The sequence below is a fragment of the Sorangium sp. So ce1153 genome, from assembly GCF_051521595.1.
Taxonomy (GTDB): domain Bacteria; phylum Myxococcota_A; class Polyangia; order Polyangiales; family Polyangiaceae; genus Sorangium.
In genome coordinates this window covers 1,049,376-1,065,225 of record NZ_CP150361.1, presented here as the reverse complement: position 1 = coordinate 1,065,225, position 15,850 = coordinate 1,049,376, and the positions used below count along the sequence as shown (strand labels likewise).

Genomic DNA, 15,850 nt, shown 5'->3' with positions numbered 1-15,850 from the left:
TCGGGTTTCAGGCCGGATCGAGCCGGGCGTCGTGCGCCCGGCCGTTCGTTCCATCGTTCATGCTCGGGTGGTTCGCCGACGCGCCCGCCGAGCCCTGCCCATCCAGGTCCAGCGCCGCCAGGGCCTCGTCGTCGGACATCCCCTCGACCTGGGCCAGCAGATCGGCGAGCTCGGCCGGGTCGACCTCGTCGGCCGCCGCGCCGCGCGCGAGGCCCGCGAGCGCCGCGATCGTCGGGTGCTGGAAGAAGTCGGTGATGGTGAGCTGCGTCCCGAGCTTCTCCTCCAGCCGCACCAGGAACCGCGTGGCCAGGAGGGAGTGGCCGCCGAGCTCGAAGAAGTCGTCCTCGACCCCGATCTGGGCGATACCGAGCAGCTCCCGCCAGACCTCCGCGATCGCCGCCTCGGCCTCGTCGCGCGGGGCCACGTAGCGCGTCGACAGGTCGGGGCGGTCGCCCCCCTCCGCCGCGGGGCGCGCGTCGCCGTCCGTGCGCCGCGCCGGCGCCGCCGCGTCGCGCTCGGCGCGGCGGCCCTGCTCGAGGCGCGCCACGAGATCGCCGGAGCAGACGGCGACCTGGTCGAGCTCGGGGCCCGCGAGGAGGCGCTCGAGCGCGCGCAGCGCCTGCGCCGGGTCGAGGCCCTGGGAGGGCCCCGCGGGCGTGCCGTCGAGCCAGCGGTCCCAGTTCACGGCGATCCACCGCTGCGGGGACCGCTGGTTGTGCCGCCGGACGAACGCGTCGCGGATCAGGTGGCACGCCGCATAGGCGGCGAGCCCGCGCCCGCCCAGGATGGCCGAGAGCGACGAGCTCACGGCGCATAAGTCGAGCGAGCGCCCCTCGAGCGCGGCCTCCAGCGCGGCGAGCCCGCGGCCGTGGCGGGCCAGCCGCGCGACGACGTCCGGAGCCCGGAGATCGCCGATCCCGCCGAACAGCGCGGCGTCCTCGATCCCCGCCGCGTACACGACGCCGTCGAGCCCGCCGAGCCGCGCCTCCGCCTCGCGCACGCAGCGCGAGAGCTCCCCGGGGTCGTCGAGCCGCGCGCGGATCACCTTCACCGAGGCGGCGCGCGGATCGGCCGGCGCCGGGGCGTCGGGGTCCTCGGCGAGGAGCAGCTCCGCGGCGAAGGCGCCGGCGAGGTGCAGCGCGATCGCGAGCCCGGCGCCGCCCAGCCCTCCGAGGACGAGGTAGCGGCCTCGCTGCCGGAGCCCGCCCCCGGCCTGGCCTTCCTCGTCGACCGCGACCGGCTCGTACGAGGCCTCCCACCGGTGCTTGCCGCGGTACGCCACGAGCTGCGCCGGCGAGCCCGAGAGCGCCTCCGCGACCAGCCGGTCCGGGAGCCACGCGGCGCGTCCGAGCTCGCGGTCGCTCACGTCGACGCTGCGGCAGGTGAGCCACGCGTGCTCCTGCCCCGCCGCCCGGACCAGCGCGAGCAGCGCCGCGCCGCCCGGGTCGAGGTCCTCCTCGCCCGTGACGGACTGGGCGCCGTTCGAGACGACCGTGAGCTCGATCGGCTGGCCGTGACCGCCGCCGGCCGGCTCGCGCCGCCCCAGCGCGCCGATCAGCGAGGCCAGGCTGGCGAACGCCGTGAGCTGCGCGGCGTCGCCGCCGTCCCCGCTCGCCGCCCGCTCGACCCCGACCAGGTGGACGATGCGCCGGGGCACGCCCGCGCCCTGATCGAGCGCCTCGAGGAGCTGCCGGTGGTGCTCGGCGCTCGCGGGGTCGACGACGAAGTCGCGGCCGCCGTCTGCCTTGAACGCGGCGCCGGGGCGCACGACCACGACGTCGCCCTCCCCCTGGCGGAGCCGCTCCGCGAGCGCCTCTCCCCACCCGCCCCGGTCGAGGAAGACGAGCCAGCGCCGGTCGCTCGCCCCGCCCGCCGCGCGTCCCGCCGCGCGGCGGACCCACGACGGCGCGTAGACCGTGGCGCCCGCCCGGGAGCTCCCCGGCGCGCGGCCTCCCTCGGCGGAGCTCCCCGGCGCGAGCGCGCGGCCTCCCTCCGATCGCGCGGGGTCGACCCAGCACCGCTGGTGGTCGAACGCGTAGGTGGGCAGCGGCACCCGCCGCAGCTTCTCCTCGGCGTGCACGGCCTTCCACGCGATGTCATGGCCGCGCACCCACAGCTTGCCGAGCGCCTCGGCCAGCGTCCGCTCGTCGCCCGCCTTGGTCCGCGGGTGCGGCAGGCTCGGCACGATCGCGCCCGCCCCGCTCCGCCCGGCGTTCCGCTTGAGCATCGAGCTCAGGGCCTGCGCCGGGCCGACCTCGATGAAGGTGCGCCCCGGCTCCTCGGCGAGCAGCGCGTCGATGCCGTCGGCGAACCGCACCGTCTGCCGGAGGTGCTTGCCCCAGTAGGCCGGCGACGCCGCCGTCGCGGGCTCGATCCAGGTGCCGGTGACGTTGGAGATGTACCGCTTCTGCGCCGGCCGCGGCGCGCAGCGCGCGACCTCCTTCACGAACGCCTCGACGACCGGATCCATCGTCGTCGAGTGGAACGCGTGGGACGTGTGGAGCCGGCGGTGCGAGATCCCCCGCGGCTCCAGCGTCCGCTCGAACGCCGCCATCGCGGCCTCGGGCCCGGAGACCACGCAAGAGCTCGGCTCGTTGACCACGCCGACCGACAGATCGGCCGGGAGGATCGCCCGGAGCTCGCCCTCCGGCAGGTTGACGGCGAGCATCGAGCCGGGCGCCGTGCTCGCCATGAGCCGCCCGCGCAGCGCCACGAGGCGCAGCGCGTCCGGAAGATCGAAGACGCCGGCCAGGCAGGCGGCGACGAGCTCGCCGATGCTGTGGCCGATCATCGCGTCCGGCGTGACGCCCCACGACGCCCAGAGCTGCGCGAGCGCGTACTCGACCACGAACAGCGCCGGCTGCGCGATCGCCGTGTCGCGCAGCCGCGCCTCGTCGTCCGGGTGGGTCGAGAACATGAGCGCCCGGAGGTCGAGGTCGAGCGCCGGCCGCAGGATCTGCGCGCACCGGTCCACCTCCGCGCGGTAGGTGGGCTCCGCCTCGTAGAGCTCGCGCGACATGCCGAGGTGCTGCGAGCCTTGCCCCGGGAACATGAACACGACCGACGGCGGGCGCTCGGCGGCGGCCCCCGTGAAGCCCTGCCCCTCGCGGAGCGCCGCGACGAGCTCCTCGCGGGCCTGCCCGACGAGCCCGACGACCGCCGCGCGGTGCTCGAACGCGCGCCGGCCGAGCTGCAGGGTGTGGGCGACGTCCGCGACCCCGTCCTGCGTCCCCTCGAGGTGACGCGCGAGGCGCTCCCGCGCCTGCCCGAGCGCCGCCTCGCTCTTCGCCGAGAGCGGGAGCACGTGGACGCGGCGCCGGCTCTCCGACGGCTCGGGCCGCGGCGGCTCCTCGACGATGACGTGGGCGTTGGTGCCGCCGATGCCGAGCGAGCTCACGCCCGCCCGGCGCGGCGTCGCGCCGGCGGGCCAGTCGCGGGTCTCCGTGCACACGTAGAAGGGGCTGCTCGCGAAGTCGATGTTGGGGTTCGGCTTCTCGAAGTGCAGCGACGGGACGAGCTGCCCGTGCTTGAGGCACAGCGCCGTCTTGATGAGCCCGGCGACCCCGGCCGCCGTGTCGAGGTGGCCCAGGTTCGACTTCACCGAGCCGAGGCCGCAGAAGCCCTTCCTCGAGGTCGTCTCGCGGAAGGCCTGCGTGAGCGCGGCGACCTCGATCGGGTCCCCGAGCACCGTCGAGGTGCCGTGGGCCTCGACGTACCCGATCGAGTCCGCGTCGCACCCGGCCATCGCGAGCGCCTGGCGGACGACGTCGGTCTGCCCCTCGATGCTCGGCGCCGTGTAGCCGACCCTGGCCGCGCCGTCGTTGTTGATGGCCGACCCCAGGATGACGGCCCAGATCGTGTCGCGGTCCCGGAGGGCGTCGTCGAGCCGCTTCAGCACGACGATGCCCACGCCGTTGCCGTCGACGATGCCGCGCCCCGCGGCGTCGAAGGGCCGGCAGCGGCCGTCGGGCGCGTAGACCATCCCCTCGCGGTAGAGCATGCCCTCGTGCTGCGGGAACTCGACGGTCACGCCGCCCGCCAGGGCCATGTCGCACTCGTAGGTGAGCAGGCTCTGGCAGGCCATGTGGACGGCCACGAGGGACGCCGAGCAGGCCGTGTTGACGCTGACGCTCGGCCCCCGGAGGTCGAGGTGGTACGAGGCCCGCGTCGGGACGAAGTCCTTGTCGTTCAGGATCGACGCCTGCCAGCCGCCGAGGAGGCTCATGAGCCGCGCGTCCCGCGTGACGTACCGCAGCCAGTAGGTGTTGAGCCCGACCCCGCCGTAGACGCCCACGCGCCCGCCCCGGTCGTCGCCGCCGTAGCCCGCGCTCTCGAGCGCCTCCCAGGAGCACTCGAGGAACATGCGGTGCTGCGGGTCCATGACGCGCGCCTCGAGCGGCGGGATGCCGAAGAAGCGCGGGTCGAACTGATCCGCGATGTCGAGGATGCCCTTGCGCCGGACGTAGCGGGGGTCCCGGTGCTCCTCCGGCGAGACGCCGGCCGCCTCGAGCTCCTCGTCGGAGAGCGTGCGCACCGACTCGACGCCGCCGCTGAGGTTCCGCCAGTACTCGTCCGGCGTGCGGGCCCCGGGGAAGCGGAGCGCCGCGCCGACGATCGCGATCCGGTTCTGCTCCACGCTGGTCTCCTCCGTCGTCATCTCAGCTCCTCCCCTTCTGGGCGCGCTGGCGCTGCCCCTCCAGCGCGAGCTTCCGCGCGCGCGCCCGCGCGTCCTTGTCCTCGCCGGCCGCCCTCTCGCGCGCGCCCTCTGCGCCGGTGTCCCCGAACAGCGTGGCCAGGGTCGCGACCGTCGGGTGGCGGAACATCTCCACGACGGGGACGCTCCGCCCCGTCTCCTCGACGAGGCGCCGGTGCGCGCGCACGACCAGGTGCGAGTGCCCTCCCAGGTCGAAGAAGTTCTGGTGGATGCCGACGCGATCGAGCCCGAGCAGGTCGCGCCACACGGCCGCGATGCGCGCCTCCAGCTCGCTCCGCGGCGCCCGGTCCGCCTCCGCCGCGTCGGGGTTCTCGCGGCTCGGCTCGGGCAGCCGCGCCGCGTCGACCTTCCCGTTCACGGTGAGCGGGAGCGACGCGAGGACCACGATGTCGCCCGGGACCATGTGCGCCGGCAGGGCCTCGCGCAGCCGCTCCCGCAGCGCGCTCCGCAGCGGCGCCTCGTCGCCGGTGCCGGCCGCGTCCGAGCCGACGTAGGCGACGAGGTGCTCGCCGCGCACGACCGCCACGGCGCCCTGGACCCGCGGGTGCTGGCCGACGACGGCGGTGATCTCCCCGAGCTCGACGCGGAAGCCGCGGATCTTGACCTGGTCGTCGCGCCGGCCGAGGAACTCGAGGGTCCCGTCCGGGAGGAAGCGCGCGCGGTCGCCGGTCCGGTAGAGCCGGCTGCCGGGCGCCGCGCCGGGCGAGCGGCCGGCGAACGGGTTCGGCACGAACCGCTGCGCGGTCAGCGCGGGCGCCTGGTTGTAGCCGCGGGCGAGGCAGATCCCGCCGATGTAGAGCTCGCCGATGACCCCCGGCGGGAGCAGCCGCATGTGCTCGTCGAGCACGTAGAGCTGCGTGTTCGCCGCCGGCCGTCCGATCGACGCGCCGCCGGACAGGGGGAGCACCTCCCAGCCCTCGTGGAGGGCGCAGCCCACGACGGCCTCGGTGGGCCCGTACTCGTTCAAGACGCGGAGGTGCGGCGCGCGCTCCTTCCACGGGGCCAGCGGCGCCTCGGTGAGCGCCTCGCCCCCGAGGATGACCGCCCCGGTGCGCTCCAGGAGGTTCGCCCCGCCCGAGAGCTCCGCGAGCAGCCCGAGGTGGGACGGCGTCAGCTTGACGAAGCCGAACCGGCGCCCGCCGCGCAGGGCGCGCACGAGGCCCTCGATCTCGTGGTCGTCCGGGACCACGAAGACGGAGCGCCCGGCGCACAGCGCGGGGAAGATGCTCGTGAGGGTCGCGTCGAAGGCGATCGAGCCGTGGAGCGGCGTCCCCTCGCCCTCGGTCACCGGGTAGACGTCGCGGCACCAGCGGAGGTAGTCCGCGAGCCCCTCGTGCGAGATCATGACGCCCTTGGGCCGGCCGGTGGATCCGGAGGTGTACATGAGGTACGCGAGGTTCTCCGGCAGCACGCCCGCGCCGGGCTCCGCCGCGGTCGGGGCGCCCGCCGCGCCGGCGGCGATCTCGTCGACGAGCACGCGCTCGGCGGTGGCGCCGGGGAGCGCGCCCGCGTGCGAGCGGACGGTGACGAGGAGCCGCGCGCCCGCGTCCTCGAGCATCCACGTGAGGCGGTTCGCCGGGTAGGCCGGGTCGAGCGGCAGGAACGCGGCCCCGGCCTTGAGGATGCCGAGGAGCCCGACGATCAGGTCGGGGGACCGCGGCGCCAGGATCGCCACGCGCGACTCCGGCCCTGCGCCCTTCGCGCGCAGCGCCGCGGCGAGGCGGCTCGCGCGCCGATCCAGCTCGGCGTAGGTGAGCGCCTGGGCGGGGACGCTGCTGCCGTCCGCGAGGTCGGCCTCGACGGTGATCGCGATCGCGTCCGGGGTCTCCTTCGCCCGGGCCTCGATCTGCCGGTGGACCGGGAGCCAGGCCGGGGCGTCCTTCGCGGTCGCGTTCCACGCGACGAGCAGCCGCTGCTCGTCCTCGCCGGCCACGACGCCGTACTCCGAGAGGCGGCCGCGGGGGTCCTCGCAGATCTGCTCGAGCAGACCGGCGTAGGCCTCGAGGTAGCGGCGGATGGAGGCCGGATCGAAGAGGTCGGTGCTGTAGTCGCACTCGAGCTCGACCTCGCCGCCGACGGTCATGACGTTGAGGTAGAGGTCGTACCGCGCGTACCCGATGTCGCGGGGCAGCGCGCGGGCCTCGAGGTCCGCGAAGCCGGGGACCGAGAGCGGCCGGTCGTAGTTGAAGACGGCGCTGACGATCGGCGCGCGGCTCAGGTCCTGGCCGGCCCCGAGCTTCTGGACGAGCCGGGCGTACGGGTACGCCTGGTGCTCGAACGCCTCGAGCAGCGCGCCGCGCGCCGCGCGGAGCAGGTCGGCGAACGCGCCGTCCCGCGGCCCGTCGAGCCGGATCGGGAGGAGCTGGCTCATCGAGCCGACGAGCCCCTCGCCGAGCTCCGCGGGCCGCCCGCCCACCGCGACGCCGACGAGCAGGTCGCGCTGCTGGCAGAGCCGCCGCAGGAGGAGCGCGTACGCGGCGAAGAAGAACATGAACGGCGTGCAGCCGTGCTTGCGGGACACCTCGCCGGCGAGGCGCACGAGGCGGGCGTCGAGGTGGAGCGTCTGGCGCTCGCCGCGGAACGACATGACCGCGGGGCGCGGCCGGTCGGCGGGGAGCTGCGGGGTCGGCAGGGGCCCGGACAGGCGCGACAGCCAGTAGGCCTCGTCCTCGGCCCAGCGCTCGCTGCCCTCGAGCGCCGCCTGCCATCGCGTGAACTCGGAGAACTGCGCCGCCGGCGGCAGCTCCGCGGGGCGCCCCGCGCGCCCTTCCGTGTAGAGGTGCCCGAGCTCGCCCACGAGGTTGCCGAGCGACCAGCCGTCGACGAGCACGTGGTGGGCGCGCAGGACGAGGACGTGCCGGCGATCGCCGAGCGCGAGGAGGTGCACCTGGAGCACGGGGGCGCGGTGCAGATCGATCGGGGCGGCGCTGTGCGACCGGAGCCACGCGCGGGCGGCCTCGTCGTCCGGCAGCGCGACGACCGGCACGTCCAGCGTGACCTCGTCCTCGCCGGCGATGAGCAGCGTGAGGCCGTCGTCGCTGACCCAGGAGCGGAGCGCCTCGTGCCGGCGGACGAGCGCGTTCAGGGCGGCCTTGAGGGCGGGCACGTCGAGCGCGCCGCGGAGCTCGATGGCCGCGAGGTCCGTGTAGGAGATCGCGCCCTCCGGGCTGATCTGAGAGAGGACCCACATCTGCTGCTGCGAGGCGAGGAGCGGCTGTCGCCGGGGCGCCCGGCCGATCTCCGGCGCGGCGCCGCTCGCGCGCGGCGCGGGCTCCGCGCGCTCGCAGCGCCGCCGCACCTCGTCGAGGAGCGGCAGGCTGTCCATGACCTTCTGGCCGCCGACGCCGAAGTCGATGAACGCGGCGACCTCATCGACGCCGAGGGCCGAGAGCCCGCGGGCGACGGCCTCGCACGAGGCCGGCGAGCCGACCAGGAGGGAGCCGTCGAGGTAGCGCGCGAACGCCCTGTCGCAGATGTACTCGCGATCGTCGGCGGTCAGGTCGTCGAAGTCGATGTCGAGCTGCTCGCTCTTCACGAGGTTGCGGAACAGCCCGATCGACGACTGCAGGTACTCGTTGAAGGGCCGCCGCGCGGCCGCGCGGGCGGCGTCGTCGGTCTCGGCGACGAAGGTGTGGACGAGGACGGTGACGTGGCCTCGCTCGGGGGCCCACCCGTTCTCGGCGAGCGCCTTGCGGTAGAGGCTGATGTTGCGCGCGAGGTCCTCGTGGCTCTGCCCCATGAGGTTGGTCAGCACGCCGAGGCCGAGCTGCCCGGCCTTCACGTAGGTCTCGGGGTTGTTGACGATGGTGAGCCAGAGCGGCAGCTCGGCCTGCATGGGCCTCGGGTGGATGCGGACCTCCACGGGCTTGCCCGTCCCGCCGGGGAAGCTGACGGGCTCGCCGCGCCAGAGCTTCCGGAGGACCTCGGCGTCGCGGAACGTGATCTCCCGCTGGCTGCCGTAGTTCCCTGGCGCGAAGACGAAGTCGTCGGGGTGCCACCCCGACGCGAGCGCCACGTCGACCCGGCCGCCCGAGAGGTTGTCGACGACGGCCCACTCCTCCGCGACGCGGATCGGGCTGTGGAGCGGGAGCACGACGCTGCCCGCGCGGAGGCGCAGGTTCTTGGTCGTGCGCGCGAGCGCCGCCGCGAGCACGGAGGGGTTGGGCGACAGGCCGCCGAAGGAGTGGAAGTGCCGCTCGGGCAGCCATACGGCGGGGAACCCGCGCTGATCTGCCCACTGGCAGCTCTCGAACAGGAGGTCGTACTTGTCGCGGCGGAAGTCGGCGTCGTACTTGCCGAAGAACGAGAGGCTGAGCTCCACCGGCCGGCCGGTGGTGCGCGGGGCGACGATGGCGCCCTCGCCGGCCATCGCGGCGCTCTCGCCGCGGCGGCGCTCGACGAACCGGGGGATCCCCCGCGCGGAGGGCTCGACGATCGTCACGGCAGCAGCCGTCGTCACGGCAGCGGCCGTCGTCGCGGCAGCGGCCGTCGTCGCGGCAGCGGCCGTCGTCGCGGCAGCGGCCGTCGTCGCCGCGGCCGTCGTCGCGGCGGCCGAAGCGGAGCCGCTCTTCAGCGCTGCGGGCGAGGTCTTCGCCCGGAGGGGCGAGTCGATGGGGACCGGGCCCACGCTGTCCAGGAAGCCGCCGCTCCGGAGGTCCTCGAGGCTGCTCCGGAGCGCGCCGAGCACGAAGGACATGTCCTCGGCCGTGTGGGCGGTGGACAGGAAGCAGTTCCGCCACTCCCAGATGTAAACGCCCCTCTCCAGCAGGTGGTAGAAGAGGAGGTCCATGTTGCCCGTGGTACCGAACCGGAACTGGGACCCGAAGTGCTCGATCCGGACGGGCGCCGCGAACTCGCTGAAGATCTGGTTCGCATCGCGCGCGAAGTCCGAGGTCATCCGGCTCACGCGCTGCTGGAGGCTCGGCCCTTCGTCGCGGAGGCGCTGGAGCACGGCGCGCGCGGCGACCATCGCGAGCGGGTGCTGGCAGAAGGTCCCGCCGAAGAACGTCATGTCCTCCTTGGGGTACGACCGGTCGCCGTACTGCCAGGGCCCGCCGTCGATCCCGTTCAGGTACTCGGCGCGGCCCGCGACGACGCCGATCGGCATCCCGCCGCCGACGATCTTGCCGTAGGTCGCGATGTCCGCCTGGACGCCGAAGTGCCCCTGCGCGCCGGCGGGGTGCACCCGGAAGCCGGAGATCATCTCGTCGAAGAACAGGGCGGTGCCGGTCTCGCGCGTGACCTGCCGTAGCTCGCGCAGGAACTCGCCCGGCTGGAGATCCAGGTGCCGGCTCTGCACCGGCTCGACGAGCACGGCCGCGATCTCCTTGCCGTGCGCTCGCAAGAGCTCGATGGACGCCGGCGCGCCGTAGTCGAGCACGACGACGTCGGAGGCCACGCCGCGCGGGATCCCGGGCGCGACCGGGGACGAGTCGAGGGGGCCGCCCGTGGTGTCGCGCTCGGCGAGGGTGCCGTCGGAGTGGCCGTGGTACGAGCCCGAGAAGATCGCGATGCGCGAGCGGCCCGTGCGCGCCCGGACCAGCCGGATCGCGGACATGATCGCCTCGGTGCCCGAGTTGCAGAACACCGCGCGCTCGTGCCCCGTGAGCTGGCAGACGAGCTCTGCCACCTCGCCGGCGGCGGGCGACCGGGGCCCGAGGTCCACGCCGTTCTCGAGCTGCTGCCGGATCGCCTCGCTGATGAACTCCGGGCGGTTCCCGAACAGGTGGACGCCGAAGCCCATGGTCAGGTCGACGTACTCGTTGCCGTCGACGTCCCAGATCCGCGTGCCGGCGGCGCGCTCGCCGACGATCGGGTAGAGCATCTCCTTCGTCGAGAAGCGGAAGCCCACGGTCGCGCGGCTGTCCGCCAGGTGCGCGCGGTGGCGCTGCGTCAGCTCCTTGGAGCGGCGGGTGCGCCGGTTGTAGCGCTCGACCAGCGCCTCGAGGTGCTGCTGCTGCCGCGCGCCGAGGCCGCGCGATGTGACCAGGGGGGCTGCCTGCGCCGCGCCGTTGGTCGACGCGCCCTGGCTCGCCGCGCCGTTGGTCGGCGCGCCGTTGGTCGGCGCGCCGTTGGTCGACGCGCCGTTGGTCGACGCGCCGTTGCTGTGGCCCGGCGCCGATCCCTGGGATGGCGGCGCCGGCCGAGGCGGCTCGGCGGTCGAGGCGGGCGCAGGCGCGAGCGCGGGCACCTGGGGATCGGCGCTCAGCGTCACCGCGCGGCCGCTGAGCAGCGCGAGCTGGCGGGAAACGAGCTGGGAGACGACCTGCAGTTGCTGTCCGAGGAGCGCCGCGATCTCGCTGCGCGGGAGCTGCAGCCCGCCCGGAGAGGAGGATGGGGGGGCGAAGACGACCGGCGCGAGCGCCATCGCGGGTGCCACAGCCGGCAGGACCGCGGGCAACGGCGCCTGCGCGACGGGCAACGGCGCCTGCGCGACGGGCAACGGCGCCTGCGCGACGGGCAACGGCGCCTGCGCGACGGGCTTCTCTGGGCTCGGCCCCGACTCCGCCGGAGCAGAAGCGAGCTTTGTCCACCCGTCCGGCAGCCGCTCGTCGATGTAGCGGGCGAGAGCCGCCAGCGTCGTCGTCTCCTCGAAGAACTGCCGAATGCTCAGCTTGAGACCGTACGTCGTCTGGATGATGCGCACGATCTCGGTGAGGGCCAGCGAGTCTGCGCCCATCTCGAGGAACGGCGCGCGTGGATCGATTTCGTCGATTCCCGTGCGGAACATGCGGGCCATGGTGCTCCGCATGTCATGAAGCAACATCTCGCGCCTGCCGCCCGACGCAGACGGCGTAGAGCCACCAGCGGGAGCCCCAATCTCGTGCTTTTGCATCACAATCCCGGAGTTACGGGCGCCTGAGCAGCCACGTGAAACTTCAGCGCACGAGAGCCCGCCCTGGCGACCACCAGGCTGACAAGCCGTGACGCTACATTCAACGATAGCTGACTCAACCGCCCATGTTCAATAGCATTCCCCAACCGACTTCACACGGCCAGCATGACACCAGTAGATATCAGTCGACGCCAGTCGGCCAGTCGACCAGTCAAGCTGCCGATCTGCCGACACCGAATCGACGCTGAGAGGGTATTCTTCATCGGATCAGCTGAGCGCGGGGAGCACCCATTCGGCGTTCTTGACGAACAGCCTCTCGGCGGCGCCCTGGCCGAGCCGCTCGATGTTCCGGCTGAACTCCTTCAGCGGCTCGACGCCGCCCTCGGGGTGGGGGAAATCGCTGGAGAAGCAGTAGCACTCCTCGAATCCGTAACGATCGATGTAGGTCGCCACCGGCTCGAAGCGGAACGGCGTGACTCGGACGTTCCTGCGAATGTAGTCGGACGGCTTCATCGACAGCACCGGCGCGAGCCGCCGCGCGTACAGGTTCGCCACGTGGTCGAGGCGCTCTGCCATCGGCGCGAGCCAGCCTGCGCCGACCTCGATGGCCCCGAACCGGAGCTCGGGGAAGCGCTCGAACACGCCCCCCAGCACCAGCGTCGAGATGAAGTGCTGCGGCGCGTAGTGGAACGCGGAGAAGGTGTAGGTGTTGATCTGCTCGGTCTCGGAGGTGAAATCGTGCGGCTGGAACTCCAGGTGATCCACGCCGCGGGCCCAGGCGTCCGAGGCCATGAATCCGTGCTCGCCGCCGATATGGAGGAGCGCCGTCGCGCGCGCCTCCGAGAGCATCCCCCAGATGCGGTCCATCTTCTGGTGGGCCGGGGAGAGCTGCCCCGGGGGGACCGAGCTGGCGAACACGAACGCCCGCCCGCCCGCCGCGAGCACCCGCTCCACCTCGGCGGTCGCGATGTCGACGTCGTGGGTGTTGACGAGCGCGGCCACGCGCAGGCGATCCGGATCGTGACTCCCGAACCGCACGACGAACTCGTTCCAGTGGCGCATCGTGGCGAGGCCGATCTCGCCCGGAGAGAACGCGACCCCCTGGATGCCTGGATCCGAGAAGATGAGCGCGCGGCGGACGCCCATGATGTCCAGGGTCTTGAGGCGCCCCTCGGGAGAGAACGCCCCTGGCGCCGAGGCGCCCTTGATCTTCCACACGGTCTCCTCGTTGAACTCGGAGCTCTCGTCTCCGATGAGCACCGCCAGCTTCTGCGCCGCCTCCGGGGGGAGCGACTGGAGCGCATTGCGGATACCGTTCACGAAGTTGCGGCCGGTCTCCCCGGCGGCCAGCTCGTAGTTGGTGAGCGACGGCTGGATGTGAGAGTCGAGGTCATTGAGGCGGCCGTGAAATTGTTTCATGTCGAGCATTGCACCCTCCGCAAGATAGGTATTTGGGACACGGTATGAACTTGAATTGAAACGCGCTACCTCTCCGGCGCGCGGACCATCACCACGATCCGCGCGCTTTGCATCTCGACAAAAGCGATCTCCGTCGCGCCCGCGCGCGGAGGAGGCCCGAGCGGCGGCGCGATCAACGGCTGTCCAGCGGGACACCCGCCATCTGCTCGAGGAAGCCGAGCTGCTCGGCGAGCACGTGCGACAGCGTCCGCAGCTGCTCCGCCATGATCCTCTCGATCTCGCCCCCGGGAGACGCCAGCACACCGGCCTGCACGATGCTCAGCTCAGCCGGCAAGGGCAGCATGTCATGGCTGGATGAGCGGCTGTCGACTCCCAACTCGGCAGCCTGGGGTGCGGCGCCGTTCACCGCGACGCCGTTCACCGCGACGCCGTTCACCGCGGCGCCGTTCACCGCGGCGCCATTCACCGCGGCGCCGTTCACCGCAGCAACGTTCACCACGGTATCGTTCACCACGGCGCCGTTCACCGCCGCGCTGATCTCCAGCGGAGCTTCACGGAAGACCGCATCTTCAACCCAGCATCGCCGTCGCTCGAAAGGATATGTAGGCAAACCTACACGCTTCCCCTCCGCGCCGCGGGCGAACGCCTCCCAGTCGATCGGGCACCCCTCGACGTGCAGGGCAGCCAGGCGGTCGCAGAGCAGCTGCCATTCGTCCCGCCCCGGGCCTACCGGCCCGACCTCGAGTAGATGCGCGCTCCCCTCGAGATCCTTCGGGCCAACGCACAGGGTCGTCCGCGGGGCGCGGTCCCCGGCGGGGAGCACCGGCGCGCCGCTCGCGTCCGCGGCGCGCGCGAGCGCTTCGTCCAGCGGGATCACGCCCGCGACGCACGCCGCCGCGAGCTCGCCGACGTCGTGCCCCGCCACGGCCCGCGGCGCGACGCCGAAGCTCCGCCAGGTCTCGGCGAGCGCGACCTCGAGCGCGAGGAGCGCGGGGCCTGCGAGCCGGGCGTCGATGCGCCCCCCCGCGGCCTCCTCGCCCCACAGGAGGCGCGGCAGCGGGTGCGGCAGGCGCGGGCGCAGGAGCTCGCCGCAGCGGTCGAGGGTCTCGCGGAAGACCGGCGCGCCCTCGTAGAGCGCCCGGCCCATGCCCGCGTGCTCCGCGCCGCGGCCCTGGAACAGGAACGCCGCCCGGGGGAGCGGATCCGCGACCCGCCCCACGTGGAGCGCCGGATCGGCGCGGCCCTCGATGAGGGCGTCGAGCGCCGCGATCGCCCCGCGCGCGTCGGCCGCGCGCACGACAGCGCGACGGGCAAAGTGAGCGCGGCCGACGCTGGTCGTGTACGCCACGTCGGCGAGCCGCTGCTCCGGGCGCGCCGCGAGGTGCGCGCGCAGGCGGCGCGCCTGCTCGACCAGCGCCGCCTCCGACCGCGCCGACAGGCAGAGCAGGTGCCAGGGGCGAGGCGCCGCGGACGGCGCCTCCGCGGGCGCCGCGGACGGCGCCTCCGCGAGGAGCACGTGGGTGTTCGTCCCCCCGAGGCCGAACGCGCTGACCGCCGCCACCCGGCGCCTGTCGCCCCGCGGCCACGGCGTGCGCTCGCGCGGCACGCGCACCGGGATCTCGTCCCAGGGAATGTGCGGGGACGGCCGCTCGACGTGCAGGTGGGCCGGGATCTCGCCGTGCTCCAGGGCCAGCACGACCTTCATCACCCCCGCCATGCCCGCCGCCGACTCGCAGTGACCGAGGTTCGTCTTGGCCGAGCCGACGAGCAGCGGGCGATCGGCCGGCCGCGCCTGCCCGAGGGCGCCGACCAGGGCGCGCATCTCGACCGGATCGCCGAGCTCGGTCCCGGTGCCGTGCGCCTCGACGTAGTCGACCTCCGAGGGCTCGACGCGCCCCTCCTGCCAGACCTTCCGGATGAGCGACTCCTGCGCGCGCCCGTTCGGGACCGTGAAGCCGCTGCTCGCGCCGTCGTGGTTGACCCCGGAGCTGCACACGATCGCGCGCACGCGGCACCCGTCGGCGAGGGCGTCCTCGAGGCGCATCAGCACGAGCACCCCGCAGCCCTCCCCGCGGGCGAACCCGTCGGCCGACGCGTCGAACGTCTTGCACCGGCCGTCCGGGGCCAGCGCGCCGGTGCGGCACAGCGCCGTGGTCATCTCCGGCACCATCAGGAGGTTGACCCCCGCGGCCAGCGCCCACCGGCACTCGCCGTTGCGCAGGCTCTGGCACGCGAGGTGGAGGGCCGTCAGCGACGACGAGCACGCGGTGTCGACGCTCATGCTCGGCCCGTGCAGGCCGAGCGTGTAGGAGAGCCGCCCGGCGGCGGAGTAGAGCGGCGTGCCCATGAGGCACTGGCCGTCGAAGCCCGCCGGCCCGCCGTGCCGGAGGAGCAGCGTCCCGTACTCGCCCGACGTGATCCCGACGAAGACGCCGGTGCTGCTGCCCCGCAGCGCCTGCGGCGCGAGGGCCGCGTCCTCGAGCGCCTCCCAGCCGACCTCGAGCAGCAGGCGGTGCTGCGGGTCCATGGCCGCGGCCGCGCGCGGCGAGACGCCGAAGAAGCCGGGGTCGAACGACGCGATGTCGTCGAGGAAGCCGCCGCGCCGGACGTTCATCTTCCCGGGGGCGTCCGGGTCGTCCGAGTACCAGGCCTCCACGTCCCACCGCGCGCGCGGGACGTCCCGGGTCGCGTCCCGCCCCTCGCGCAGGAGCTCCCAGAGCGCGGCCGGGCTGTCGGCCCCGCCCGGGAAGCGGCACCCCATGCCGACGATCGCGAGCGGCGCGCGCGCCGCGGACTCGGCGCGCCGGACGCGCGCCTCGAGGCGCTCGATGGCGAGCAACGCTTGCTTGAGGGGAGAGAGGGTGGCGTCGTTGGACATGGGT

4 protein-coding genes are annotated in these 15,850 nt (G+C 73.9%); all 4 read right to left on the bottom strand.

Features of this window, described 5'->3' with window-relative positions:
* Positions 1–7: 7 nt before the first annotated feature.
* The 4 genes from WME85_RS03725 to WME85_RS03710 all read right to left on the bottom strand — a co-directional run bounded on the left by WME85_RS03725 (position 8) and on the right by WME85_RS03710 (position 15,846).
* Positions 8–4,657 carry a beta-ketoacyl synthase N-terminal-like domain-containing protein gene (locus WME85_RS03725; protein ID WP_437835305.1) on the bottom strand — a complete coding sequence of 1,550 codons (4,650 nt, stop codon included), beginning with the start codon at positions 4,655–4,657 and terminating at the stop codon, positions 8–10.
* Between the two features lies 1 nt (position 4,658).
* Positions 4,659–11,453: a MupA/Atu3671 family FMN-dependent luciferase-like monooxygenase gene (locus WME85_RS03720; protein WP_437842231.1), complete on the bottom strand. Its 6,795-nt coding sequence runs from the start codon at positions 11,451–11,453 to the stop codon at positions 4,659–4,661.
* Positions 11,454–11,816: 363 nt separating this feature from the next.
* Positions 11,817–12,968: an amidohydrolase family protein gene (locus WME85_RS03715; protein WP_437835304.1), complete on the bottom strand. Its 1,152-nt coding sequence runs from the start codon at positions 12,966–12,968 to the stop codon at positions 11,817–11,819.
* A gap of 172 nt (positions 12,969–13,140) precedes the next feature.
* Complete coding sequence (locus tag WME85_RS03710; protein WP_437835303.1) at positions 13,141–15,846, bottom strand: type I polyketide synthase; 2,706 nt, start codon at positions 15,844–15,846, stop codon at positions 13,141–13,143.
* Positions 15,847–15,850: the final 4 nt, after the last annotated feature.

Excerpts from the sequence above, each read along its gene's own strand:
- WME85_RS03720 (WP_437842231.1), bottom strand. The coding sequence starts at position 11,453 with ATGGCCCGCATGTTCCGCACGGGAATCGACGAAATCGATCCACGCGCG.
- WME85_RS03710 (WP_437835303.1), bottom strand. The coding sequence starts at position 15,846 with ATGTCCAACGACGCCACCCTCTCTCCCCTCAAGCAAGCGTTGCTCGCC.
- WME85_RS03725 (WP_437835305.1), bottom strand. The coding sequence starts at position 4,657 with ATGACGACGGAGGAGACCAGCGTGGAGCAGAACCGGATCGCGATCGTC.
- WME85_RS03715 (WP_437835304.1), bottom strand. The coding sequence starts at position 12,968 with ATGAAACAATTTCACGGCCGCCTCAATGACCTCGACTCTCACATCCAG.